This is a genomic window from Mesorhizobium sp. M0848 (assembly GCF_040319805.1).
Taxonomy (GTDB): domain Bacteria; phylum Pseudomonadota; class Alphaproteobacteria; order Rhizobiales; family Rhizobiaceae; genus Mesorhizobium.
This window is the reverse complement of sequence record NZ_JAMYOM010000038.1, coordinates 1-21,663: the sequence shown is the minus strand read 5'-3', so window position 1 is coordinate 21,663 and position 21,663 is coordinate 1. Positions and strand designations below refer to the sequence as shown.

Genomic DNA, 21,663 nt, shown 5'->3' with positions numbered 1-21,663 from the left:
TCCGTTTCCCGAGCGAAGCTCGGCCTGTTCTTGGCGCGGCAATAGCACTAAGGCAGGCTTCTTGCGAGCCAAAGTCCCAGAAACAGGGCGATAATGGCGCCAACGACGCTGGCAAGGGCATAAGCCAGTGCAGGCAGCGTGGCTCCCCGCTCCCACAGCGTCGCGAAATCGAGCGAAAAGGCGGAGAAGGTGGTGAAGCCGCCAAGAATGCCGGTAGCAACGAACAGCCTGACCTCGTTCGATCCGCCACGGCGCATCATGGAGGCGATGAACAGCCCCATGGCGAAGGAGCCGATGACGTTGATGGCCATCGTGCCCCAGGGATAGTTTGGGCCGACAAGGCGCAATGCGCCGATGTTGGTGAGGTGACGAATTCCGGCACCGATGCCGCCACCGACGACGACGAGAAGCAGATTGAACATGACCGTTTACTGCCCCCGCACGGCTGCCCGGTCAATCCCTTGTTGCGCGCGCAACCGCACGGATCGGCCGAGTTCGTCACCACTCAGGCGTTGCCCATCTCGGATATTTTTTCCTGAACTCGTTATAGAGGTCATCGATCTCCGCTTTGCCGATTGGGCGCACCTGTTCGTAGAGGTAGCCCTTGACGTCGCCGGACAGCTGGTACGCCGCGATGCGCCTGTATGCTGCGGCGATGCCTTTGCCCTCGACAATGTATTGGTCCGGTATCGAGACACAGAGCTGCGCGCCCGGCTGCAGATGGATAACGGGCGGGTCGGTCACGACAACGTATTTGGACTTCAACGTCGCCGGTCTGAATCGATCGCGACTATCGACCTGACAAGCCCACTCGATGCGAGGGTAAAGGTCCTTGTCCATTTCATACAGCAATGAATCGCTCATCATCCCGCTGGATGCAAACACCGACAACCGGTCCTCAGGTCCCATCTTTCCAAGAAGGTCATCGATAAGGCGCCTGTATTCTGGAAGAGTGTCGAGGTGCAGCGGGAGCGTGGCTTCGCTGGCAAAGACGTAGCTGATCGGTGACAGCACCTGGCGGCCAGTCGGGAAAAAAGTACCGAAAAACGCCAGCCCGGCGGCAACGGCTATCGCGGCGTTCGACCATAGCGATCTCAGTGCCGGCATCGAAACGATCGCAACGATTGCCTGGGCGTAGGCAGGAAAGAGCCAAAGAAATACTGGCACCGAATGATGGCGATCCGGGTCCTGCATGCGGGTGAAGAGGACGAAGGTGAGTGCCGAAGCAACGGCACAGAACAGGGAAAATCTGTTTTTCGGCGTATGATGGAGATGTAAAGGCCAAATACGATCAACAGCCAGTTCACATAGCTGAGCCGCGATCCTACCTGGCCAAGCTGTGAACCGAAGTTTGTCTTGTATCCGCTGTAAAGGTCGCCATAGCTGGTTCCCAGTATCTTGAGGATCAGGGGTTGCTGGAAGGTCAGCGCGGCTCCGATACCACGAGGATCGCACACAGGCTCCCGACGGCGGCATTGCGGAGTGCCGGAAAGTCCCGGTCTTTCGCCTGCAGAAAACAGAAGAAGGCTGCGGAAATTCCGACCCCGATGACGGGATAGGCGTACCAGCGGCGCAGCACGAATGCCAACCACAGGCATACGCCGACACGTATTCCGCTGATCACCGGTTCATGGGTCAGGAACCTCGATTTCCAGAGAAAATAGGTTGCCGCGCAAAGCGCGAAACAGCCGGCAATGTCAGGCAACCCACGGAGCGTCGCCGCCCAGAAGGGCGTGTAGAGAAAGGCCGCAATCCATACGGTGAGCCAGCTTCGGCATGAAGATGTTCCGGTCGCCGCCTCCAGATAGCTTATTCTGCCGATGAGAAGAGCGGTCGGGACCAGATAAACAGCGACTGTTCCGGCGATGTAGGAAAACCTCGAATCGCCAAAAATGATGTGAAACGGCATCAGCGGCACCAGGATCGCCGCACTGTAGTCATCCGTGGCTATCGAGGTTCTCAGGTGGCTGAGCCATTCGAGAGGGCTCTGAACCAAGAGCGTGCCTTGCTGGCTGAACGTGTCGAAATAGGCAGCGAAGTCCCAGTAATAGACAGGCTGTTCAAGCCCTACATAGGTGAGAGCAAGAGCAACTCCCAGCAGAGCGGTGCACACATAGGTCGTTGCCCAAAATCCGAGAGATCTGTTCTTCGTCACTTGAAGCCGCCAGGAGGGGAGAGGCAGAACTGTCAAAGTCAGCCCGGGGCCGCCGTTCATGCAGCCAGGAGCCGTTCCGGCGCATGAGCGGCCACAAGGATGGGCCAAATCTCACATGCGGAGCACCCAAATGCCGCCGGCAGCGCCGGTTCTCTAAAGCTCAGGTCGTCCCGGCATTTTTCGGCTTGGTCGAGCCGATCATCTTCCAGTTCTTGTAGAACATGGAATTGATGCGCTCGACGCTGACCGAGACGATGGCGAGCATGCCCGCGATGAGACGGGGAACCGGAGACGGCCTGATAATGTCCATGAACACGCAGTAGCGGCGGCCGTCATACTCGTTGACCGAGCGATGCAGCAGCGTGTCGTCGAAGATGAACAGCGGATTGTCGTACCAGTAATTCTTGACGTTGCCGCACTCGACGAAAATCTCCGACTTCACCGGGATCAGATTGTAGAGGATGCGCAGGCTGAGCCGCAGCGGGCCGAAATGCCAGGACGTCGATTCGCGCTTGCTGAAGACGGAAACGGCTATGGTCTTGATATATTTGAAATCCTTGTTGAACTCGGCGACATTATCGATCCTGTGCTTGCCGTACCACTGGTAGACATACATGCCGCGCCGGCCGGCGCCGAAATTGGCGTCGATGTCGGCAATGATCTCATCCTTGCGCGCTTTGAAGATGTCCAGGACCTCGTTGACCTCGCGCTGATAGTCGGCGGGAAACTGCTCCAGCTTCCAGACGCCCGGATTTCTGTAGCACATGAGGTCGACCAGCAGATTGAACGGCGAAAGCAGCCAGGTGAACAGGCCGTTGCCGAGAAAATAGCCTGAGAACAGCGACAGATCCTTGCGGTCGTTGCGCAGCACGTCGATCAGGCCGCAGATGATGAAGATCGTCGTCAGGATGGGAATGAAATAGAAGCCAAGGGCGAGAAGCGGGATGGCAATGGCGAACTTGCGAAGGGATTTGCGAAGGGTTTTTGTCATTTTTCCACGCGCGAAGCGCGATCCTGTTGCGAATGAGGTGCCCAAATCAAGGCAACGGCCACCGCCCGGCCGTGCGCCTTGATAAGGTTTTTTGGGTTACCACACAACGGCCCTGCTATCGTGGCCGGCTGGCTGCCTGGCGGATCTGGTCAACGGCCTCACGCAAACCCGCTATTCCCGCTCCTTGCGCAGCTTCGCCCAATAGTCGAGCCGCTTCCTGATATCGCGCTCGAAGCCGCGCTCGGGCGGATCATAGAAGGTCTGGCGGCCCATCTTCTCCGGAAAATAATCCTGCCCCGAAAAGGCGTCCGGCTCGTCATGGTCGTAACGATAGCCGGCGCCGTAATCCTCCGCTTTCATCAGCTTTGTCGGCGCGTTGAGGATGTGCTTGGGCGGCAGCAGCGAGCCGTGTTCCTTGGCGGCCCGCGTGGCGGCCTTGAAAGCATTGTAGACGGCGTTGGATTTGGGCGCGGTGGCGAGATAGACGGTGGCCTCGGCAAAAGCCAGCTCGCCCTCGGGCGAGCCGAGATAGTCGTAGGCATCCTTGGCGGCATTGGCGACGACAAGCGCCTGCGGGTCGGCAAGGCCGATGTCTTCCATGGCCATGCGCACCAGCCGGCGGCCTAGATAGAGTGGATCCTCGCCCGCATCGAACATGCGTGCGAGATAGTAGAGAGCCGCGTCAGGGTCTGAACCGCGTACCGATTTGTGCAGCGCCGAGATCAGATTGTAATGGCCGTCCTGGCCCTTGTCGTAGATCGGAGCGCGGCGCTGGACGATGCGCTGCAGACCCTCGGGATCGAAGACCTCGCCGGGTTTGGCTGCCCGCCAGACTTCTTCCGCGAGCGTCAGCGACGCCCGGCCGTCGCCATCGCTCATGCGGATGAGCATGGCCCGCGCCTCGTCGTCGAGCGGCAGCGCCCTGCCCTCGGTCTCCTCCGCCCGCACCATCAGCTTGGAGATGCTCTCCTCGCCAAGCGAATGGAAGACCAGAACGCGCGCGCGTGACAACAAAGCGGCATTCAGTTCGAAGGACGGGTTTTCGGTCGTGGCGCCAACCAGCACGACTGTCCCGTCCTCCATGACCGGGAGAAAGCTGTCTTGCTGGGCACGGTTGAAGCGATGGATCTCGTCGACGAACAGCAAGGTCTGGCGGCCATTGGTGCGGCGCAATTTGGCCGCTTCGAACACCTTTTTCAGGTCGGCGACGCCGGAAAAGACAGCCGATATCTGCTCGAAGGCCAGGCTGGTTTCGCCGGCAAGCAGGCGCGCTACGGTGGTCTTGCCGGTGCCGGGCGGCCCCCAGAAGATCATCGAGCCGAGCGAGCCGGAACCGATCAATCGGGTCAGCGCGCCGTCAGGGCCGGTCAGATGCTCCTGGCCGACGACCTCGCCAAGGTTTCTCGGCCGCAGCCTGTCGGCCAGCGGCCGCCCGGGCGGGGTCTTTTCCGGTTCATCGACGCTGAACAGATCGGCCATGCACTTCTTTTTCGTTGGAGCATGAGCCCGAATGCACGGAGCCCAGCCCTAATAACGCAACACCTGACGCATTATCTGCCCGCCGCGCTCGACGGTAAAGCGCCACCAGCGCGTATCCGTCTTGGCCGCCAGCTCCAGGGTCGCCGCGGTATCGATGGTGGTGCCGTTCACCTCACGCACGATGTCGCCCGGCTGGAAGCCGAAATCGGCGGCCGGAGAATCGCGGTTGATGTCGACCACGGTGACGCCCTTGATGTCCGTGCGCAGGCCAAGCCGCTGCGCGAGCCGGGGCGACAGCTCCGCGACCTTGGCGCCCGAAAACGGGCTGCGGCCATGCAGCGTCACCTCGGCAGCCTTCATGCCTTCCGGAGCACGCTCCAGCGCTATATCCATCGCCGCTTGCTGGCCCTTGGTCAAAACCGCGAAATTGGCGGTGGTACCGATCGACAGCGTCGCCATCCGGTAGTCCAGCGCTTCGATGCTCTCGACCGGCTTGCCGTTGAGCTGCAGCACCACGTCGCCGGGCTTGAGCCCTGCCTTGGCGGCCGGACCGGTCGCTTCGACCGACGAGACCAGCGCACCGGTCGGCTTCTCCATGCCGAGCGATTCGGCGATCTGCGGCGTCACCGCTTCGAACTCGGCGCCGACATAGGGCCGCTCGAAGAAGTCGAGCCCGGCCTTGGCCGCGTCGGCAAAAGCGCGAACCATATTCGAGGGAATGGCAAAGCCAATGCCGATCGAACCACCGCTGCGGCTGAAGATGGCGGTGTTGATGCCCACCAGCTGGCCGCCCATGTTGATCAGCGCACCGCCGGAATTGCCCGGATTGATGGCGGCGTCGGTCTGGATGAAGAAGCTGGAATCGGAGACGCCGATATGGCTGCGGGCCAATGCCGAGACGATGCCGCTGGTGGTGGTTTGGCCGACGCCGAAGGGGTTGCCGATGGCCAGCAGCAGGTCGCCGACCTCAAGCGCGTCGGAATCGCCGATGGCGATAACCGGAAACGGCTTGTCCGAGGTGATCTTGAGCACGGCGAGGTCGAGTGTCTCGTCCTTGAGCAGCACCTTGCTGTCGAACTCGCGTCCGTCCGCCGTCGCCACCTTGACCCGGTCGGCATCCTTGATGACGTGGTAATTGGTGACCACGACGCCGGTCGGATCGACCAGCACGCCGGAGCCGAGCGAAGACTGCGCACGCGGCTGCGAGCGGCCGAAGAATTCCTCGAAGAACGGATCGCCGTCGAAAGGCGACGTCACCTTGGCGGTCTGCGAGGCATAGACGTTGACCACCGCCGGGGCTGTCTGCTTGACCAGCGGCGCAAAGGACAATTGCACCTCCTCGCGGCCGAAGGGTACGCGCTTGTCGGGCCCAGCCGTGGCGTTTTCGCCTTCCACGCCATGCAGCAGGTCGGTCAGCACATCGGACAGGCCGGGATCCGTCTTGGTATCCTCGGCCAATGCTTGCCTGACCACCGGTGCGGCCGCAAACGCCATGACGGCGAAAAGCAGAACAAAGGGCAGTCTTCTGGCGCGCATTCGCGAATCCTCCAAGGCAGGTTCGGGGGCATTGTCCCGACGATTGTGCAAAATGAAAGGCTAAGCCGCTGAAATCCGACTATTTTGGGCCAAAACCCCAGGGCCAAGCCAGGAAATCGGATTCCGCCGCGGTTTGCTGCTTTCAGAAAACAAAAAAGGGGCCCGCAGGCCCCTTTGAACTCATTGGGAAAACCGAGCCTTATGCGGCTGCGGCATCCGCGTCGGCACCTTCGGCTTCGATGCGAGCGCGGTCGCCGGCGCCCTTGGCCGAGACGTCACGATCGACGAACTCGATGACAGCCATGGCGGCGTTGTCACCGTGACGGAAGCCCGCCTTCATGATACGCAGATAGCCGCCATTGCGGTTGGCGTAACGCGGCGCGATGGTGTCGAACAGACGCTTGACGACGCCTTCATTGCCGATCTGGGCAATGACCTGGCGGCGGGCGTGCAGGTCGCCGCGCTTGCCGAGCGTCACCAGCTTCTCGACGATCGGACGCAGGTCCTTCGCCTTCGGCAAGGTCGTGACGATCTGCTCGTGCTCGAGCAGCGACACGGCGAGGTTGGCGAACATCGACTTGCGATGGCTAATGCTTCGGGCGAAGCGACGGCCTTTGAAACCGTGGCGCATGGCTCTTTTCCTTCTTCAGTTGTTCAAGAGGCCGTGGCCTCTGATGGTTTTCCGCATGACCGTCGGATCGAGCGGCCCACGCCGCCCATCCTTGGAATTCATGCTCAATATTGGTCTTCGTAACGCTTGGCGAGGTCTTCGATATTTTCCGGCGGCCAGTCCGGCACTTCCATGCCGAGGTGCAGGCCCATCGCCGCCAGGACTTCCTTGATCTCGTTCAGCGACTTGCGGCCGAAGTTCGGGGTGCGGAGCATCTCGGCTTCGGTCTTCTGGATCAGGTCGCCGATATAGACGATGTTGTCGTTCTTCAGGCAGTTGGCCGAACGCACCGAAAGCTCGAGCTCGTCGACCTTCTTGAGCAGCGCCGGGTTGAAGGCGAGCTCGGTGACGGCCTCGGCGGCGACTTCCTTCTGCGGCTCGTCGAAGTTGACGAACAAGCCGAGCTGGTCCTGCAGGATGCGGGCGGCGAAAGCCACCGCGTCCTCGCCGGTGATCGAACCGTCGGTGTCGATCGTCATGGTCAGCTTGTCATAGTCGAGAACCTGACCCTCGCGGGTGTTCTCGACCTTGTAGGAGACCTTCTTGACCGGCGAATAAAGGCTGTCGACCGGGATGAGACCGATCGGCGCGTCTTCGGCGCGGTTGCGGTCGGCCGGCACGTAACCCTTGCCGGTGTCGACGGTGAATTCCATGCGGATTTCAGCGCCTTCGTCCAGCGTGCAGATGACGTGGTCGGGGTTGAGGATCTCGACGTCGCCAACCGTCTGGATGTCGCCGGCGAGAACCGCACCCGGTCCCTGCTTGCGAACGACCATGCGCTTGGGACCATCGCCTTCCATGCGGATGGCGATTTCCTTGATGTTGAGGACGATGTCGGTCACGTCCTCGCGCACACCGGCGATGGACGAGAATTCATGCAGAACGCCGTCGATCTGCACGGCGGTAACAGCCGCACCGCGCAGCGAAGACAGAAGCACGCGGCGCAGCGCGTTGCCCAGCGTCAGGCCAAAGCCACGCTCGAGAGGCTCGGCGACCAGCGTGGTCAGCGTCTTCTTCTTCGACGAGAACTCGATCTTGTTCGGCTTGATCAGTTCCTGCCAATTTTTCTGGATCATGATGCTTTCCTTCCGTTGACCCGCCACCATCCAATCGTGGCGGGCGACCTGGAATGCCGCGGAGGAGCGCCCAAGGGCGCTCGCGCGGCGTTCGGTAAATGCTTAGACGCGACGCTTCTTGCGCGGGCGGCAGCCATTGTGCGGGATCGGCGTCACATCACGGATCGACGTGATGGTGAAGCCGGCGGCCTGCAGGGCGCGCAGTGCCGATTCACGACCGGAGCCGGGCCCGCAGACCTCGACTTCGAGCATGCGCATGCCGTGTTCCTGGGCCTTCTTGGCAACATCCTCGGCAGCCATCTGGGCAGCGAACGGGGTCGACTTGCGCGAACCCTTGAAGCCCTGGGCACCGGCCGACGACCAGGCAATCGAATTGCCCTGCGCGTCGGTGATGGTGATCATCGTGTTGTTGAAGGTCGAATTGACGTGGGCAACGCCCGACGAGATGTTCTTGCGTTCGCGACGGCGAACACGAGCGGCTTCCTTGGCCATGATAGTCCTTTCAGTTGATCTCTACACCGCCGTAATGCCAGCGGCTCCACCTTCGTAAGGGAGTAGGGGAATAGGGCAGTAAGGGAGTAGGGAAAAGTGCGGCCCGATTGATGGGCATTCCCTACTGCCTTACTCCCCTACTCCCTTATTCCCCTAACAAATTACTTCTTCTTGCCGGCGATCGACTTGGCCGGGCCCTTGCGGGTGCGCGCATTGGTATGCGTGCGCTGGCCGCGGACCGGCAGCGAGCGGCGGTGACGCAGGCCGCGGTAGCAGCCGAGGTCCATGAGCCGCTTGATGTTCATAGAGACTTCGCGGCGCAGGTCGCCCTCGACCTGGTAATCGCGGTCGATGGTTTCGCGGATCTGCAGCACTTCCGCGTCGGTCAGCTGGTTGACGCGACGCTCGGCCGGAATGCCGACCTTGTCGACGATCTCCTGGGCGAACCGCTTGCCAATGCCGTGAATGTACTGAAGCGCAATGACAACGCGCTTGTTGGTCGGAATGTTGACGCCGGCTATACGAGCCATGTTCTTTCCTTCTCCATGTGGGCCAGCCAATCCTCAAAAACAAGGCAGGCTCGGCGCTGTCTTAAGTTGCCCCGCGTCCGGTGGAGGCCGGCCCATGCGGGAGTTTCCAGTTCAATACGGCTGCCTTGCCCTTGCGGACAAGCAAAGCTCATGCCTGATAGGAAGACGGGCCGCCATACCGCAGCGAACCGCCTCCGTCAAGTGCAATCGTTAATTTCCCCGCACTGCGTCCTTGAGCACCGCTTCGATCTGTTCCGTCACGGCGTCGATATCGGCCATGCCGTCGACACTGCGGAGCTTGCCCTTGGCATAATAGTACCCAATCAGCGGCGACGTCTTCTTGTAATATTCCCTCAGGCGCTCTTCGAACACGGTCGGATTGTCGTCCTTGCGAACGGGAAGGCCGGCCGCCTGCGCCTCGTCGGCGCGCTTGACGATCCGGCCAACCAGGGCCTTGTCGTCGACCACGAGCTCAATGACGGCGTCGAGGGCCTGGGAGCGATCCAACAGCATCTGCTCGACCGCATCCGCCTGCACCAGGGTCCGCGGATAGCCGTCGAGGATGAATCCCTTGGCGCAGTCGGGCTGATCGATACGCTCGGCGACGATCGCGTTGACGATCGCGTCGGACACCAGTTCACCGGCATCCATCACCGCCTTGGCGCGCTTGCCGACTTCGGTGCCTGCCTGGACGGCAGCACGCAGCATGTCGCCCGTCGAGAGCTGGGGTATGCCGTGTTTTTCTACCAGTCTTTGTGCTTGCGTCCCCTTGCCCGCTCCTGGCGGCCCAAGCAATATCAACCTCATCTGGCTTTCTTCCCCCCGCGCAGCTTCGACTTCTTGATCAGGCCTTCATACTGGTGCGCGATCAGGTGGCCCTGAATCTGCGCAACCGTATCGAGCGTGACACTGACCACGATCAGAAGCGATGTGCCACCAAGGTAGAATGGTACGCCAGTCGCCGAGATCAGGAACTCCGGCAGCAGGCACACCAGCACCAGATAGATGGCGCCAACGACGGTGATGCGGGTGAGAACGTAATCGATGTAATCGGCGGTGCGCTCGCCCGGACGATAACCCGGGATGAAGCCTGAATGCTTCTTGAGCTGGTCGGCGGTGTCCTTCGGGTTGAAGACAATCGCAGTGTAGAAGAAAGCGAAGAACGCGATCATCGCCGCATAGAATGCCATGTAGAGCGGCTGGCCATGTCCGAGTGCGGCCAGAATGGTGCTTGCCCAGGCCGGCATGTTGGTCGTCTGCGAGAAGCCCGCGACGGTGGCCGGCAGCAACAGCAGCGACGAGGCGAAGATCGGCGGAATGACACCCGACGTGTTGAGCTTCAGAGGCAGATGCGAGGTATCGCCCTGGAACATGCGGTTGCCGACCTGGCGCTTCGGATACTGGATCAGCAAGCGGCGCTGGGCGCGCTCAAAGAACACGATGAGCGCGATGACGACGACGGCCAGCACGATGATCGCCAGGATCAGGCCGGTCGACAGCGCGCCGGTGCGGCCAAGCTCCAGCGTGCCGGAGATGGCGTGCGGCAGGCCGGCGACGATACCGGAGAAGATGATCAGCGAAATGCCGTTGCCGATGCCGCGCGCGGTTATCTGCTCGCCCAGCCACATCAGGAACATGGTGCCGCCGACCAGCGTGACGACGGTCGAGATGCGGAAGAACATGCCGGGATCGCTGACGATGCCGTTGCCGCCTTCCAGACCGACAGAAATGCCATAGGCCTGAACCAGCGCAAGCAGCACGGTGCCGTAGCGCGTGTATTGGTTGATGACCTTGCGGCCCTGTTCGCCTTCCTTCTTCAGCGCTTCCAGTGACGGGATGACCGAGGTCATCAGCTGCATGATGATGGACGCGGAGATGTAAGGCATGATGCCGAGCGCAAAGATCGCCATGCGCTGCACGGCGCCGCCGGCGAACATGTTGAACATGCCGAGCACGCCCTTGCTCTGCGAAGAGAAGGCCTGGGCGAAGGCGTCGGGATTGATACCGGGAAGCGGGATGTAGGTGCCGAGGCGATAGACAAGCAGCGCGCCGATCGTGAACCAGATGCGCTTCTTCAAATCCTCCGCCTTGGCGAAGGCCGAGAAATTCAGATTCGAGGCTAATTGTTCAGCAGCCGAAGCCATGCCTGATTCTCCGCTTGGTAACGCTTGATGGCCCTGAGGTCAGGCGGCGCGTTTCACCGAAGCTCACGAGATAAGCTCCGGGCTCTAAACATGCAAGCGGCCGCGTTGACGCGGCCGCCTCGCTGAGCAGATCAAAGCGCAATCGTGAGCAAAAACGGATCCCACTCCTGCCGACCGCGCTTCAAATTGCCGTTACTCGGCAGCTGCCTTTTCCTGCGGCAGCTTGACCGAACCGCCGGCCTTTTCGATCTTTTCGATCGCGGCCTTGGAGGCGCCGGCGACGTCAAAGGCGAGCTTCGCCTTGATCTCGCCGTCCGAGAGGATGCGCACGCCGTCCTTGACGCGGCGGATGACGCCGGCGGCAACCAGCGATTCAGCCGTCACGGTCGCCTTGGCGTCGAGCTTCTTGGCATCGATGGCCACCTGGATGCGGGCCAGCGACACGACGGTGAAGCTCTTGGCGAAGATGTTGTTGAAGCCACGCTTCGGCAGGCGCCGATAGAGCGGCATCTGGCCACCCTCGAAGCCGTTGATGGCGACGCCGGAGCGCGCCTTCTGGCCCTTGACGCCGCGACCGCCGGTCTTGCCCGAGCCGGAGCCGATACCACGGCCGAGACGCTTCTTGGAGTGCGTCGCGCCGTCCTTGTCACGCAGATCGTTGAGTTTCATCTGAGTTCTCCTGCGCTCTGGCTCAGCCCTCGTCCACGACGCGGACGAGATGCTGGACGGCAGCGATCATGCCGCGCACGGAGGGCGTATCTTCCAGCGTGCGCTGCTTGTGCATCTTGTTGAGGCCGAGGCCGACCAGCGTTGCGCGCTGTTCCTTCGGGCGGCGGATCGGCGAACCGATCTGCTCAACGGTGATGGTCTTGGTTGCTTTCTTGGCCATGGTCAAAATCCCTGGTCAGATCGACTATTCTTCAGCCGCAACGGCGGTGCCGCGGCGGGCCTGAAGGGTCGAATACTTGATGCCGCGAGCAGCAGCCACATCCTTGGGATGCATCTGGCTCTTCAGCGCGTCGAATGTGGCGCGAACCATGTTGTAGGGGTTCGACGAACCCATCGACTTGGCGACCACGTCATGCATGCCGAGCGTCTCGAAGACAGCGCGCATCGGGCCGCCGGCGATGATGCCGGTACCTTGCTTGGCGGCGCGCAGCAGCACGCGTCCAGCACCCCAGCGTCCTTCGACGTCGTGATGCAGCGTACGCCCCGAGCGCAGCGGCACGAAGATCATGTCGCGCTTGGCCGATTCAGTTGCCTTGCGGATGGCTTCCGGCACTTCGCGCGCCTTGCCGTGACCAAAGCCGACGCGGCCCTTCTGGTCGCCGACGACGACGAGTGCTGCAAAACCGAAGCGACGGCCGCCCTTGACGACCTTGGCGACGCGGTTGATGTGGACGAGCTTGTCCACCATGCCGTCATCGCGTTCTTCACGATCGCGGCCGCGGCCGCCATCCCTACGTTCCTGTGCCATATCCTGTTCCTTGTTTTTTTCCGGAAGCACGGTTGCTGATAAGATCCGGTGCCTCTGTGGGTCACCGGGGGCGAAATCAATTTCTTCGCATAATCCCTATCCGAAAAGTCTGCAACTTTTCGGGACTATGCTTAGAAGCTCAAGCCACCTTCGCGGGCAGCCTCGGCGAGCGCCTTGACGCGGCCGTGATAAATGTAGGCGCCGCGGTCGAAGACGACTTCCTTGACGCCGGCCTTGGTGGCGCGCTCAGCGATCAGCTTGCCGATCGCGGCGGCGGCGGCGGTGTCGGCGCCGGTCTTGAGCGAACCCTTGAGGTCCTTCTCGAGCGTCGAAGCGGCAGCGATGGTGTGGCCCTTGGCGTCGTCGATGACCTGCACGTAGATGTTCTTCGACGTGCGGTGGACCGACAGACGCGGGCGCTCGCCGGCGACCTTCTTGATCTGACGGCGGACGCGCTGCGCGCGGCGCTGCGTGGATTCCTTGGTACCCATGATGGTCTTCCTTGCCTTCAAAAAACGGGGGCCGCCATATGCGGTAGGCGAAAGCGCCTCCCGCGACCGCTCCCCGCGGCGTTACACTTCCTGACCTGGCCTTTCCGAAAAGTCTTGGACTTTTCGAGGCCAGGCCCACTACTTCTTCTTGCCTTCCTTGCGGACGATCTTCTCGCCAGCATAGCGGACGCCCTTGCCCTTGTAGGGCTCCGGACCACGATACTCGCGGATCTCGGCCGCAACCTGGCCGACCTGCTGCTTGTCGATGCCGGCCACGGTGATTTCAGTCGGCTTCGGCACCGTGATGGTGATGCCCTGCGGCGTCTCATAGACAACGTCATGGCTGAAGCCAAGCGCCAGCTGCAGGTTCTTGCCCTGAAGTGCCGCGCGATAGCCGACGCCGGTGATCTCGAGCTTCTTCTCGAAACCGTCCTTGACGCCCTGCAGGATGTTGACGATCTGCGTGCGCGACATGCCCCACTTGGAGCGGGCGGTCTTGGTCTGGTCGCGCGGCTGGACAGCGATCTCGCTGCCTTCCATCTTGACCAGCACTTCGTCGTTCACCACGAACTTCAGCTCACCCTTGGGGCCCTTCGCCGTCACGGTCTGGCCGTTGACGGTCGCGGTCACGCCCTGCGGCAGCGAAACGGGTTTCTTTCCAATACGAGACATTTTGTTGTCCTCGTCACTTCTCTTGTTTCAGGTCTCTGTCTTCGGGAACGATCCGAAGACCGGATTCCACTTTGCGGTCAACTGCCAGATCAGAAGATCTGGCAGAGGATCTCACCGCCGACGTTCTGTTCACGTGCTTCATGGTCGGCCATCACGCCCTTCGGTGTCGAAAGGATGGCGATGCCGAGGCCGTTGGCGACCTGCGGAATCGACTTGGCCGAAACATAGACGCGGCGGCCTGGCTTCGAGACGCGGGCGATTTCGCGCACGACCGGCGCGCCGTCGAAATACTTCAGCTCGATCTCGATTTCGGACTTGCCGTTGTCGAAGTCGGTCTGGCTGTAATCGCGGATATAGCCTTCAGCCTTCAGCACGTCGAGGACGCGGGTGCGCAGACGCGAAGCCGGCGTCGAAACGCTCGACTTCTTGCGGCCATACGCGTTGCGGATGCGGGTCAGCATATCGCCGAGAGGATCGCTCAATGACATGTTATGTCCTCCTTACCAGCTCGACTTGACCAGGCCCGGGATCTGGCCGTTATTGCCGAGATCACGAAGCGCGATGCGCGATACTTTGAGCTTGCGATAGTAGGCGCGCGGACGGCCGGTGACTTCGCAGCGGTTGCGGATGCGGATCTTGGCCGAGTTGCGCGGCATGGCGGCAAGCTTCAGCTGAGCGCGGAAACGCTCTTCCATCGGCTTGGACTGATCCATGATGATCGCCTTGAGCGCAGCCCGCTTGGGACCGTACTGGTCGGCAAGCTTGCGGCGCCTGTTGTTCTTCTCGACTGAGCTGGTCTTTGCCATTTCAGATTTTTCCTTTTCTCGCTGCCGTTACTGGCGGAAGGGGAAGTTGAAGGCCTTGAGCAATGCCCTGGCTTCGTCGTCCGTCTTCGCAGTCGTACAAACGATGACGTCCATGCCCCAGATCTGATCAACCTTGTCGTAGTTGATCTCCGGGAACACGATGTGTTCCTTGATGCCCATGGCGTAGTTGCCACGGCCATCGAAGCTCTTCGGATTCAGTCCGCGAAAGTCGCGGACGCGCGGCAGTGCGATGTTCACGAGGCGGTCGAGGAACTCGTACATGCGTTCCTTGCGCAACGTGACCTTGGCACCGATCGGCATCTTCTCGCGGACCTTGAAGCCGGCGATCGAATTGCGGGCGCGGGTGACGACGGCCTTCTGGCCGGCGATCATCGCCAGGTCTTCGGCCGCGATCGAAGGCTTCTTCGAATCGGCGGTCGCTTCGCCAACGCCCATGTTCAGCACGATCTTGTCGATGCGCGGAACCTGCATCTCGTTGTCGTAGCCGAACTGTTCCTGCAGCGCCTTGCGGATGGTCTCGTTGTAGACCTGCTTGAGGCGCGGCGTGTTCTGAGCCTTGGACTGTTTGCTTTCAGCCTTGGGCTTCGTGGTTTGAGCCTTAGCCATTGATGACTTCTCCCGAGCGCTTGGCGACGCGCACCTTCTTGCCGTCCTTCTGGAAGATGAAGCCGACGCGGGTCGGCTTGCCATCCTTGGGGTCGGCCAGCGCGATGTTCGACAGCTGGATCGGCGCTTCCTTGGTGATGATCCCGCCCTCTTGGGACTGGGACTGCTTCTGGTGACGACGGATCATGTTGACGCCGCGCACCAGCGCGGTGTCTTCCTTCGGCTGCACCGAGAGGACTTCGCCCGAACGGCCCTTGTCCTTGCCGGCCAGCACGACGACCTTGTCGCCTTTTCTAATCTTTTGCATTGGTCCGGCTCCTTACAGCACTTCAGGCGCGAGCGAGATGATCTTCATGTGGTTCTTGGCGCGGAGTTCGCGCGGAACCGGTCCGAAGATACGCGTGCCGATCGGCTCTTTCTTGTTGTCGACGAGAACGGCCGCGTTCTTGTCGAAACGGATCACGCTGCCGTCCGGGCGGCGGATGTCCTTGGCCGTGCGAACCACGACCGCCTTCATCACATCGCCCTTCTTCACGCGGCCGCGCGGAATGGCTTCCTTGATCGACACCACGATGATGTCGCCCACGGAAGCGTATTTCCGCTTCGAGCCGCCCAGCACCTTGATGCACATGACACGACGGGCGCCGGAATTATCCGCGACGTCGAGGTTTGTTTGCATCTGAATCATGACTGGCCGCCTTCTTCTCTTCTAACGGGATGGGCTCAAAGCCCCTCCCCGGTCTGTCCAAAATTCGTTGTTTACGCCCGAGGTCAGGCTTGGTCCGAAGACACGACGATCCAGCGCTTGTCCTTGGAAATCGGCTTCGATTCCTGGATGAACACCTGATCGCCTACCTTGTGGGCGTTGTTCTCGTCGTGCGCCTTGTACTTCTTGGTCATGCGCACGGTCTTCTTCATCACGGGATGCGTGAAGCGCCGTTCGACCTTGACGACAACCGTCTTCTCGTTCTTGTCGCTGACGACGGTGCCCTGCAGAATGCGCTTTGGCATGGTTTTCGTCCTTAAGCCTTCTTAGCCGCGGACTTTTCCGCAGCGATGGTCTTGATACGCGCAATATCCTTACGGACCTGTCTCACGCGCGCGGTCTTCTCGAGCTGGCCGGTGGCCTTCTGGAAGCGCAGGTTGAACTGCTCCTTCTTCAGGCTGGCCAGGTCGTCGGTCAGCTGGTCCTGGGTCTTGGTCCGGATGTCTTCGGCTTTCATGATCAGCCCGTCCTTATTCTGCGATGCGCTGCACGAAGCGCGTCTTGACCGAGAGCTTGGCCGCGCCGAGACGCAGTGCCTCACGGGCGGTTTCTTCATTGACGCCGTCGATCTCGAACATGATACGGCCCGGCTTGACGCGCGCCGCCCAGTAGTCGACCGCACCCTTGCCCTTACCCATGCGGACTTCGGTCGGCTTCGAAGTGACCGGCACGTCCGGGAAAATACGGATCCAGACGCGACCAGCGCGCTTCATTTCACGCGTGATCGCGCGGCGGGCCGCCTCGATCTCACGTGCGGTGACGCGGTTCGGCTCAAGCGCCTTCAGCCCGAAACCACCGAAATCCAGGTTGGTGCCGCCCTTTGCGGTACCATGGATACGGCCCTTGAACTGCTTGCGGAACTTTGTGCGCTTTGGCTGCAGCATCGTTCTAACTCCAAATTCCTAAATGTCTCAGGCGTTTTCGCGACGACGACCGCGTTCGCGATCACCACCACCGCCATGCGCTGCATCGCTTTCGCTGGCCCGACGCTCCGAAGCCATCGGGTCATGCTCAAGGATTTCGCCCTTGAACACCCAGACCTTGACGCCGCAGATGCCATAAGCCGTGTGCGCTTCGGCCGTACCGTAGTCGACGTCCGCACGCAGCGTATGCAGCGGCACGCGGCCTTCGCGATACCATTCCATGCGCGCGATCTCGGCGCCGCCGAGGCGGCCGGCGCAGTTGATGCGGATGCCTTCGGCACCGAGGCGCATCGCCGACTGAACGGCGCGCTTCATGGCGCGGCGGAACGCGATACGACGCTCGAGCTGCTGGGCGATCGACTGGGCGACCAGGGTCGCGTCGATTTCCGGCTTGCGCACTTCAACGATGTTGAGGTGCGTCTCGGACTTCGTCATCTCCATCAGCTTCTTGCGAAGCTTCTCGATGTCGGCGCCCTTCTTGCCGATGATCAGACCCGGGCGCGCGGCGTGGATGGTGACGCGGCACTTCTTGTGCGGACGCTCGATCACGACCTTCGAGATGGCAGCCTGCTTGAGCTCCTTCTCGAGATACTTGCGGATCTTGATGTCCTCATGCAGCAGCTTGCCGTACTCGCCGGTGTTCGCGAACCAGCGCGAATCCCAGGTGCGGTTGATGCCGAGGCGAAGACCGATCGGATTGACTTTCTGGCCCATTATGCGGCCTCCCCTTTTTCTTCGACTTCACGAACGACGATCGTGAGGTGCGAGAACGGCTTCTCGATACGGCTGGCGCGACCGCGACCACGGGCATGGAACCGCTTCATGACGATCGACTTGCCGACATAGGCTTCCGCCACGATCAGTGCATCGACATCCAGGTCGTGGTTGTTTTCCGCGTTGGCGATTGCCGATTCCAGCGTCTTCTTGACCGTGCCGGAAATCCGCTTGGCCGAGAATTCGAGATCGGAAAGCGCTGTCGCGACCTTCTTGCCGCGGATCAGCGCGGCAACGAGGTTGAGCTTCTGCGGGCTGATACGGATCGTGCGCAATACGGCGCGCGCTTCGTTATCAGCAAGCCTGCGCGGAGCTTTGGCCTTGCCCATGATTATTTCCTCTTCGCCTTCTTATCCGCGCCGTGACCGTAATAGGTCCGGGTCGGAGCGAATTCACCGAACTTGTGACCGACCATGTCCTCGTTCACCGAGACGGGAACATGCTTCTGGCCGTTGTAGACACCGAAGGTGAAGCCGACGAACTGCGGCAGGATGGTGGAGCGACGGCTCCACATCTTGATCACCTCATTGCGACCACCTTCACGAACCTTGTCCACCTTCTTGAGAAGGTAGCCGTCAATGAAGGGGCCTTTCCAAATCGAACGAGTCACTTGGCGTTACCTCTTCTTAGCTCTTGCGCTGATGGCGCGAGCGCAGGATGAACTTGTCGGTCGCCTTGTTGGACCGCGTCTTCTTGCCCTTGGTCGGCTTGCCCCAGGGCGAAACCGGATGGCGGCCACCCGAGGTGCGGCCTTCGCCGCCGCCGTGCGGATGGTCGACCGGGTTCATGGTCACGCCGCGATTGTGCGGGCGCTTGCCACGCCAAACCGTGCGACCGGCCTTGCCGTCATTGATGTTGCCGTGGTCCGGATTGGACACCGCACCGACAGTGGCCATGCAGGAGCCGTGAACGACACGCTGCTCGCCCGAGTTGAGGCGCAGGATCGCCATGCCCTGGTCACGACCGACCAGCTGACCGTAACCACCTGCCGAACGGGCGACCTGAGCGCCCTTACCCGGCTTCAGCTCGATGTTGTGGACGATGGTGCCGACCGGCATCGAAGCCAGCGGCATCGCATTGCCCGGCTTCACGTCGACCGATTCACCGGAGACGATCTTGTCGCCGGGAGCCAGACGCTGCGGAGCGATGATGTAGGACAGCTCGCCATCATCATACTTGATCAGCGCGATGAAGGCGGTGCGGTTCGGATCGTACTCAATGCGCTCGACCGTGCCGACGACGTCGAACTTGCGGCGCTTGAAGTCGATGATGCGGTACGAACGCTTGTGACCACCGCCGATGAAGCGTGCGGTGATGCGACCATGATTGTTGCGGCCGCCCGACTTGGTCAGGCCTTCGGTCAGACCCTTGACGGGCTTGCCCTTGTAGAGGCCCGAGCGGTCGACGATGACCAGCTGACGTGTGCTGGGCGTTACCGGGTTGAATTTTTTCAGTGCCATTGTTCTGTCCTCGCGGCCTTGCTCAGAGACCCGTCGCGACGTCGATCGACTGACCATCGGCCAGCGTCACAACCGCCTTCTTGACGTCGCTCTGGCGGCCAACCGTGCCACGGAAGCGCTTGATCTTGCCCTTGCGGACAAGCGTGTTCACGGCCATCACCTTGACGCCGAACAGCGCTTCGACGGCGGCCTTGATTTCCGGCTTCGACGCCTTCTTGGCGACGTTGAAGACGACCTTGTTCTGCTCGGAGGCCATGGTCGACTTTTCGGTGATCGCCGGCGAGACGATCACGTCGTAATGACGAAGGTCGGTCATTTAAAACGCTCCTCGAGAGCCTCGACGGCGGCCTTCGAAAGGACCAGCGTGCCGCGGCGCAGAATGTCGTAGACGTTGATGCCCTGGATGGGCAGCACGTCGATGTTGGGGATGTTCGTCGCCGCCAGCTTGAAGTTCTTGTCAAGCTCGGCGCCGCCGATCAGCAAAGCGTTGGTCAGGCCCAGCGTCGCGAAATTCGCGATCAGCGCCTTCGTCTTGGCCTCGGTCAGCTTCAGCTCGTCGATGATGATGATCGACGCGCTCTTGGCCTTGGCCGAGAGAGCATGCTTGAGGCCGAGAGCACGAACCTTCTTCGGCAGTTCGTGCTCGTGGCTGCGAACGACCGGGCCGTGGGCCTTGCCGCCGCCGCGGAACTGCGGAGCGCGTGCCGAATGGTGACGGGCGCGGCCCGTACCCTTCTGCTTGTACATCTTGGCGCCGGTGCGCGCGATCTCGGCGCGACCCTTGGTCTTGTGCGTGCCCTGCTGCTTCTTGGCAAGCTGCCAGCGCACGACGCGCTGCAGGATGTCTTCGCGCGGATCAAGGCCGAAAATCTCGTCGGAGAGTTCCACCTTGCCGGCGTCCTTGCCGCCCAGCGTTGTGATCTTGAGATCCATTATTCCGCTCCCTCTGTGGCCGGAGCCTCGTTCTTGGCGCCACTTTCGGCAGCAACGGCGCGGATCGCGGCAGGCTTCGGCGCATTGGCCGGCAGTGCCACCTTGGCCGCATCGCGGACCAGGATCCAGGCGCCCTTCGATCCGGGAACCGCACCGCGGATCAGGATCAGGCCGCGGTCGGCGTCGGTCGATACGATCTCGACATTCTGCGTGGTGACGCGGGTGTCGCCCATGTGGCCAGCCATATGCTTGCCCTTGAACACCTTGCCCGGGTCCTGGCGCTGGCCGGTCGAACCGTGCGTACGGTGCGAAACCGAGTTACCGTGCGTCGCACGGCCACCGCCCATGTGGTGGCGCTTAATGACGCCCTGAAAACCCTTGCCGATCGTCGTGCCCGTCACATCGACCTTCTGGCCGGCGACGAAGTGCTCGACGGTGATCTCCGCGCCGACATCGATCATGTTGTCGGCGGAGACGCGGAACTCGGCGACCTTCGCCTTCGGCTCGACGGAAGCGGTCGCGAAATGGCCGCGCATCGCCTTCGACGTGTTCTTCACCTTGGCAAGGCCAACGCCGAGCTGAACGGCGGTGTAGCCATTCTTCTCTTGCGTGCGCTGGGCCACGACCTGGCAGTTCTCCATCAGGAGAACGGTGACGGGAACATGTTCCCCGGCATCGTTATAGATGCGGGTCATTCCCACCTTTTTTGCAATCACACCTGAACGCATCGGTTCAATTCCTTTAGAGTTCCGGGCCAGGGGCACCGCCCCTTACCGCGCTCTCATTCCCTTAGAGCTTGATCTCGACATCGACGCCGGCGGCCAGATCGAGCTTCATCAAAGCATCGACCGTCTGCGGGGTCGGATCGACGATGTCGAGCAGACGCTTGTGCGTGCGCATCTCGAACTGCTCGCGGCTCTTCTTGTCGACGTGAGGCGACCGGTTGACCGTGAACTTTTCGATCCGCGTCGGCAGCGGAATGGGGCCGCGGACGTTTGCACCGGTACGCTTGGCCGTCGACACGATTTCTTTCGTCGAGGCGTCGAGCACGCGGTGGTCAAACGCCTTAAGGCGGATGCGGATATTCTGTCCGTTCATGCGTCACTTCCTTGTTCTGGCGCGGCGCGGGCAACTCCCGCGCCCGCGACAGATCGGTTTAAGTCCAAATTACTCTTTGATGGTGACGACGATGCCGGCACCGACGGTGCGGCCGCCTTCACGGATGGCGAAGCGCAGCTTCTCTTCCATTGCGATCGGCACGATCAGCTCGACATCGACCGTGATGTTGTCGCCAGGCATCACCATTTCGGTGCCTTCCGGCAGCGACACGATGCCGGTCACGTCGGTCGTGCGGAAGTAGAACTGCGGACGGTAGTTGGTGAAGAACGGCGTGTGACGGCCACCTTCGTCCTTGGTCAGGATGTAGGCTTCGGCCACGAACTTCTTGTGCGGCTTCACCGTACCGGGCTTGGCCAGAACCTGGCCGCGCTCGACACCTTCGCGATCAACGCCGCGCAGCAGCGCGCCGATGTTGTCGCCAGCCTGGCCCTGATCGAGCAGCTTGCGGAACATCTCGACGCCCGTGCAGGTCGTCTTGGTCGTCGGACGGATGCCGATGATCTCCAGCTCCTCGCCGACCTTGACCACGCCGCGCTCGACGC

General features: G+C 61.4%; 34 protein-coding genes. All 34 read right to left on the bottom strand.

Going from position 1 to position 21,663, the window contains the following annotated elements:
• Window positions 1-47: 47 nt before the first annotated feature.
• The gene (gene crcB, locus NKH95_RS30675) at window positions 48-422 is read right to left on the bottom strand and encodes a fluoride efflux transporter CrcB (protein WP_023812077.1); all 375 of its coding nucleotides are present in this window, start codon (window positions 420-422) and stop codon (window positions 48-50) included.
• A gap of 76 nt (window positions 423-498) precedes the next feature.
• On the bottom strand, window positions 499-1,167 hold the full coding sequence (locus NKH95_RS30670) for a hypothetical protein (RefSeq protein ID WP_352894218.1): 669 nt from the start codon (window positions 1,165-1,167) through the stop codon (window positions 499-501).
• A 256-nt stretch (window positions 1,168-1,423) separates the two neighbouring features.
• Window positions 1,424-2,155 (bottom strand): hypothetical protein, encoded by a 732-nt coding sequence (locus NKH95_RS30665; protein WP_352723005.1) that lies wholly within the window; start codon window positions 2,153-2,155, stop codon window positions 1,424-1,426.
• 160 nt (window positions 2,156-2,315) lie between these two features.
• A complete protein-coding gene (locus NKH95_RS30660; protein WP_023812078.1) occupies window positions 2,316-3,146 on the bottom strand; it encodes an aspartyl/asparaginyl beta-hydroxylase domain-containing protein in 831 nt (276 codons plus the stop codon).
• 171 nt (window positions 3,147-3,317) lie between these two features.
• Entirely contained in the window at window positions 3,318-4,625 is a 1,308-nt protein-coding gene (locus tag NKH95_RS30655; protein ID WP_023812079.1) for a replication-associated recombination protein A, read from the bottom strand.
• Between the two features lie 48 nt (window positions 4,626-4,673).
• Window positions 4,674-6,161 (bottom strand): DegQ family serine endoprotease, encoded by a 1,488-nt coding sequence (locus NKH95_RS30650; RefSeq protein WP_352894215.1) that lies wholly within the window; start codon window positions 6,159-6,161, stop codon window positions 4,674-4,676.
• A 199-nt stretch (window positions 6,162-6,360) separates the two neighbouring features.
• Entirely contained in the window at window positions 6,361-6,792 is a 432-nt protein-coding gene (gene rplQ / locus NKH95_RS30645; RefSeq protein WP_027038732.1) for a 50S ribosomal protein L17, read from the bottom strand.
• 104 nt (window positions 6,793-6,896) lie between these two features.
• Entirely contained in the window at window positions 6,897-7,907 is a 1,011-nt protein-coding gene (locus NKH95_RS30640) for a DNA-directed RNA polymerase subunit alpha (protein ID WP_023812081.1), read from the bottom strand.
• 102 nt (window positions 7,908-8,009) lie between these two features.
• Complete coding sequence (rpsK, locus tag NKH95_RS30635) at window positions 8,010-8,399, bottom strand: 30S ribosomal protein S11 (protein ID WP_006205444.1); 390 nt, start codon at window positions 8,397-8,399, stop codon at window positions 8,010-8,012.
• A 161-nt stretch (window positions 8,400-8,560) separates the two neighbouring features.
• Window positions 8,561-8,929: a 30S ribosomal protein S13 gene (rpsM, locus tag NKH95_RS30630; RefSeq protein ID WP_013531437.1), complete on the bottom strand. Its 369-nt coding sequence runs from the start codon at window positions 8,927-8,929 to the stop codon at window positions 8,561-8,563.
• Window positions 8,930-9,139: 210 nt separating this feature from the next.
• Window positions 9,140-9,736, bottom strand: a complete 597-nt coding sequence (locus NKH95_RS30625) for an adenylate kinase (RefSeq protein ID WP_023812082.1) — start codon at window positions 9,734-9,736, stop codon at window positions 9,140-9,142.
• On the bottom strand, window positions 9,733-11,073 hold the full coding sequence (gene secY / locus NKH95_RS30620) for a preprotein translocase subunit SecY (RefSeq protein ID WP_023812083.1): 1,341 nt from the start codon (window positions 11,071-11,073) through the stop codon (window positions 9,733-9,735). The genes NKH95_RS30625 and secY overlap by 4 nt, the downstream gene beginning before the upstream one ends.
• Before the next feature lie 192 nt (window positions 11,074-11,265).
• Complete coding sequence (gene rplO / locus NKH95_RS30615) at window positions 11,266-11,742, bottom strand: 50S ribosomal protein L15 (protein WP_013531434.1); 477 nt, start codon at window positions 11,740-11,742, stop codon at window positions 11,266-11,268.
• A 22-nt stretch (window positions 11,743-11,764) separates the two neighbouring features.
• On the bottom strand, window positions 11,765-11,962 hold the full coding sequence (gene rpmD / locus NKH95_RS30610) for a 50S ribosomal protein L30 (protein ID WP_006205449.1): 198 nt from the start codon (window positions 11,960-11,962) through the stop codon (window positions 11,765-11,767).
• A 24-nt stretch (window positions 11,963-11,986) separates the two neighbouring features.
• A complete protein-coding gene (gene rpsE / locus NKH95_RS30605; RefSeq protein WP_006333394.1) occupies window positions 11,987-12,550 on the bottom strand; it encodes a 30S ribosomal protein S5 in 564 nt (187 codons plus the stop codon).
• A gap of 131 nt (window positions 12,551-12,681) precedes the next feature.
• Complete coding sequence (rplR, locus tag NKH95_RS30600; RefSeq protein ID WP_027038735.1) at window positions 12,682-13,041, bottom strand: 50S ribosomal protein L18; 360 nt, start codon at window positions 13,039-13,041, stop codon at window positions 12,682-12,684.
• Window positions 13,042-13,179: 138 nt separating this feature from the next.
• Complete coding sequence (gene rplF / locus NKH95_RS30595; protein ID WP_013531432.1) at window positions 13,180-13,713, bottom strand: 50S ribosomal protein L6; 534 nt, start codon at window positions 13,711-13,713, stop codon at window positions 13,180-13,182.
• 89 nt (window positions 13,714-13,802) lie between these two features.
• Window positions 13,803-14,201: a 30S ribosomal protein S8 gene (gene rpsH, locus NKH95_RS30590; protein ID WP_013531431.1), complete on the bottom strand. Its 399-nt coding sequence runs from the start codon at window positions 14,199-14,201 to the stop codon at window positions 13,803-13,805.
• A 12-nt stretch (window positions 14,202-14,213) separates the two neighbouring features.
• Window positions 14,214-14,519 (bottom strand): 30S ribosomal protein S14, encoded by a 306-nt coding sequence (gene rpsN / locus NKH95_RS30585; RefSeq protein WP_013895695.1) that lies wholly within the window; start codon window positions 14,517-14,519, stop codon window positions 14,214-14,216.
• Window positions 14,520-14,546: 27 nt separating this feature from the next.
• Window positions 14,547-15,146 (bottom strand): 50S ribosomal protein L5, encoded by a 600-nt coding sequence (gene rplE / locus NKH95_RS30580; RefSeq protein WP_013531429.1) that lies wholly within the window; start codon window positions 15,144-15,146, stop codon window positions 14,547-14,549.
• Window positions 15,139-15,453, bottom strand: coding sequence for a 50S ribosomal protein L24 (gene rplX / locus NKH95_RS30575; protein ID WP_013531428.1), 315 nt, complete (start codon window positions 15,451-15,453; stop codon window positions 15,139-15,141). The genes rplE and rplX overlap by 8 nt, the downstream gene beginning before the upstream one ends.
• Window positions 15,454-15,465: 12 nt before the next feature.
• A complete protein-coding gene (gene rplN, locus NKH95_RS30570; RefSeq protein WP_006205457.1) occupies window positions 15,466-15,834 on the bottom strand; it encodes a 50S ribosomal protein L14 in 369 nt (122 codons plus the stop codon).
• An 83-nt stretch (window positions 15,835-15,917) separates the two neighbouring features.
• Window positions 15,918-16,157: a 30S ribosomal protein S17 gene (gene rpsQ, locus NKH95_RS30565; protein WP_010909280.1), complete on the bottom strand. Its 240-nt coding sequence runs from the start codon at window positions 16,155-16,157 to the stop codon at window positions 15,918-15,920.
• A gap of 11 nt (window positions 16,158-16,168) precedes the next feature.
• Window positions 16,169-16,369 (bottom strand): 50S ribosomal protein L29, encoded by a 201-nt coding sequence (rpmC, locus tag NKH95_RS30560; RefSeq protein WP_006205459.1) that lies wholly within the window; start codon window positions 16,367-16,369, stop codon window positions 16,169-16,171.
• A 13-nt stretch (window positions 16,370-16,382) separates the two neighbouring features.
• On the bottom strand, window positions 16,383-16,796 hold the full coding sequence (gene rplP, locus NKH95_RS30555; protein ID WP_013531427.1) for a 50S ribosomal protein L16: 414 nt from the start codon (window positions 16,794-16,796) through the stop codon (window positions 16,383-16,385).
• 27 nt (window positions 16,797-16,823) lie between these two features.
• Window positions 16,824-17,549 (bottom strand): 30S ribosomal protein S3, encoded by a 726-nt coding sequence (gene rpsC, locus NKH95_RS30550; RefSeq protein WP_013531426.1) that lies wholly within the window; start codon window positions 17,547-17,549, stop codon window positions 16,824-16,826.
• Complete coding sequence (gene rplV, locus NKH95_RS30545) at window positions 17,549-17,938, bottom strand: 50S ribosomal protein L22 (protein WP_006205462.1); 390 nt, start codon at window positions 17,936-17,938, stop codon at window positions 17,549-17,551. The genes rpsC and rplV overlap by 1 nt, the downstream gene beginning before the upstream one ends.
• A gap of 2 nt (window positions 17,939-17,940) precedes the next feature.
• Window positions 17,941-18,219 (bottom strand): 30S ribosomal protein S19, encoded by a 279-nt coding sequence (rpsS, locus tag NKH95_RS30540; protein ID WP_006205463.1) that lies wholly within the window; start codon window positions 18,217-18,219, stop codon window positions 17,941-17,943.
• A gap of 16 nt (window positions 18,220-18,235) precedes the next feature.
• Entirely contained in the window at window positions 18,236-19,069 is an 834-nt protein-coding gene (gene rplB / locus NKH95_RS30535; RefSeq protein ID WP_024505067.1) for a 50S ribosomal protein L2, read from the bottom strand.
• 22 nt (window positions 19,070-19,091) lie between these two features.
• Window positions 19,092-19,385 (bottom strand): 50S ribosomal protein L23, encoded by a 294-nt coding sequence (locus NKH95_RS30530; RefSeq protein ID WP_013531424.1) that lies wholly within the window; start codon window positions 19,383-19,385, stop codon window positions 19,092-19,094.
• A complete protein-coding gene (gene rplD, locus NKH95_RS30525; protein WP_013531423.1) occupies window positions 19,382-20,002 on the bottom strand; it encodes a 50S ribosomal protein L4 in 621 nt (206 codons plus the stop codon). Before rplD ends, NKH95_RS30530 begins: the two co-directional genes overlap by 4 nt.
• Complete coding sequence (gene rplC / locus NKH95_RS30520) at window positions 20,002-20,730, bottom strand: 50S ribosomal protein L3 (protein ID WP_013531422.1); 729 nt, start codon at window positions 20,728-20,730, stop codon at window positions 20,002-20,004. Before rplC ends, rplD begins: the two co-directional genes overlap by 1 nt.
• A gap of 61 nt (window positions 20,731-20,791) precedes the next feature.
• A complete protein-coding gene (gene rpsJ, locus NKH95_RS30515) occupies window positions 20,792-21,100 on the bottom strand; it encodes a 30S ribosomal protein S10 (protein WP_010909272.1) in 309 nt (102 codons plus the stop codon).
• A 69-nt stretch (window positions 21,101-21,169) separates the two neighbouring features.
• On the bottom strand, window positions 21,170-21,663 hold a 494-nt coding region (locus tag NKH95_RS30510), incomplete at its 5' end, for an EF-Tu C-terminal domain-related protein (protein ID WP_352894210.1).

Coding starts and splice junctions, on each gene's coding strand:
- secY (WP_023812083.1), bottom strand. CDS start 11,073: ATGGCTTCGGCTGCTGAACAATTAGCCTCGAATCTGAATTTCTCGGCC.
- rplD (WP_013531423.1), bottom strand. CDS start 20,002: ATGGATCTCAAGATCACAACGCTGGGCGGCAAGGACGCCGGCAAGGTG.
- rplP (WP_013531427.1), bottom strand. CDS start 16,796: ATGCTGCAGCCAAAGCGCACAAAGTTCCGCAAGCAGTTCAAGGGCCGT.
- crcB (WP_023812077.1), bottom strand. CDS start 422: ATGTTCAATCTGCTTCTCGTCGTCGTCGGTGGCGGCATCGGTGCCGGA.
- NKH95_RS30655 (WP_023812079.1), bottom strand. CDS start 4,625: ATGGCCGATCTGTTCAGCGTCGATGAACCGGAAAAGACCCCGCCCGGG.
- rplQ (WP_027038732.1), bottom strand. CDS start 6,792: ATGCGCCACGGTTTCAAAGGCCGTCGCTTCGCCCGAAGCATTAGCCAT.
- rplB (WP_024505067.1), bottom strand. CDS start 19,069: ATGGCACTGAAAAAATTCAACCCGGTAACGCCCAGCACACGTCAGCTG.
- rplF (WP_013531432.1), bottom strand. CDS start 13,713: ATGTCTCGTATTGGAAAGAAACCCGTTTCGCTGCCGCAGGGCGTGACC.
- NKH95_RS30660 (WP_023812078.1), bottom strand. CDS start 3,146: ATGACAAAAACCCTTCGCAAATCCCTTCGCAAGTTCGCCATTGCCATC.
- rpmC (WP_006205459.1), bottom strand. CDS start 16,369: ATGAAAGCCGAAGACATCCGGACCAAGACCCAGGACCAGCTGACCGAC.
- rplN (WP_006205457.1), bottom strand. CDS start 15,834: ATGATTCAGATGCAAACAAACCTCGACGTCGCGGATAATTCCGGCGCC.
- rplR (WP_027038735.1), bottom strand. CDS start 13,041: ATGGGTACCAAGGAATCCACGCAGCGCCGCGCGCAGCGCGTCCGCCGT.
- rpsM (WP_013531437.1), bottom strand. CDS start 8,929: ATGGCTCGTATAGCCGGCGTCAACATTCCGACCAACAAGCGCGTTGTC.
- rpmD (WP_006205449.1), bottom strand. CDS start 11,962: ATGGCCAAGAAAGCAACCAAGACCATCACCGTTGAGCAGATCGGTTCG.
- rplX (WP_013531428.1), bottom strand. CDS start 15,453: ATGCAAAAGATTAGAAAAGGCGACAAGGTCGTCGTGCTGGCCGGCAAG.
- rpsQ (WP_010909280.1), bottom strand. CDS start 16,157: ATGCCAAAGCGCATTCTGCAGGGCACCGTCGTCAGCGACAAGAACGAG.
- rpsH (WP_013531431.1), bottom strand. CDS start 14,201: ATGTCATTGAGCGATCCTCTCGGCGATATGCTGACCCGCATCCGCAAC.
- rplE (WP_013531429.1), bottom strand. CDS start 15,146: ATGGCTAAGGCTCAAACCACGAAGCCCAAGGCTGAAAGCAAACAGTCC.
- NKH95_RS30640 (WP_023812081.1), bottom strand. CDS start 7,907: ATGATCCAGAAAAATTGGCAGGAACTGATCAAGCCGAACAAGATCGAG.
- NKH95_RS30625 (WP_023812082.1), bottom strand. CDS start 9,736: ATGAGGTTGATATTGCTTGGGCCGCCAGGAGCGGGCAAGGGGACGCAA.
- rplC (WP_013531422.1), bottom strand. CDS start 20,730: ATGCGTTCAGGTGTGATTGCAAAAAAGGTGGGAATGACCCGCATCTAT.
- rpsE (WP_006333394.1), bottom strand. CDS start 12,550: ATGGCACAGGAACGTAGGGATGGCGGCCGCGGCCGCGATCGTGAAGAA.
- NKH95_RS30650 (WP_352894215.1), bottom strand. CDS start 6,161: ATGCGCGCCAGAAGACTGCCCTTTGTTCTGCTTTTCGCCGTCATGGCG.
- rplO (WP_013531434.1), bottom strand. CDS start 11,742: ATGAAACTCAACGATCTGCGTGACAAGGACGGCGCGACGCACTCCAAG.
- rplV (WP_006205462.1), bottom strand. CDS start 17,938: ATGGGCAAGGCCAAAGCTCCGCGCAGGCTTGCTGATAACGAAGCGCGC.
- rpsJ (WP_010909272.1), bottom strand. CDS start 21,100: ATGAACGGACAGAATATCCGCATCCGCCTTAAGGCGTTTGACCACCGC.
- rpsC (WP_013531426.1), bottom strand. CDS start 17,549: ATGGGCCAGAAAGTCAATCCGATCGGTCTTCGCCTCGGCATCAACCGC.
- rpsK (WP_006205444.1), bottom strand. CDS start 8,399: ATGGCCAAGGAAGCCGCTCGTGTTCGCCGTCGCGAACGCAAGAACATC.
- NKH95_RS30530 (WP_013531424.1), bottom strand. CDS start 19,385: ATGACCGACCTTCGTCATTACGACGTGATCGTCTCGCCGGCGATCACC.
- rpsN (WP_013895695.1), bottom strand. CDS start 14,519: ATGGCAAAGACCAGCTCAGTCGAGAAGAACAACAGGCGCCGCAAGCTT.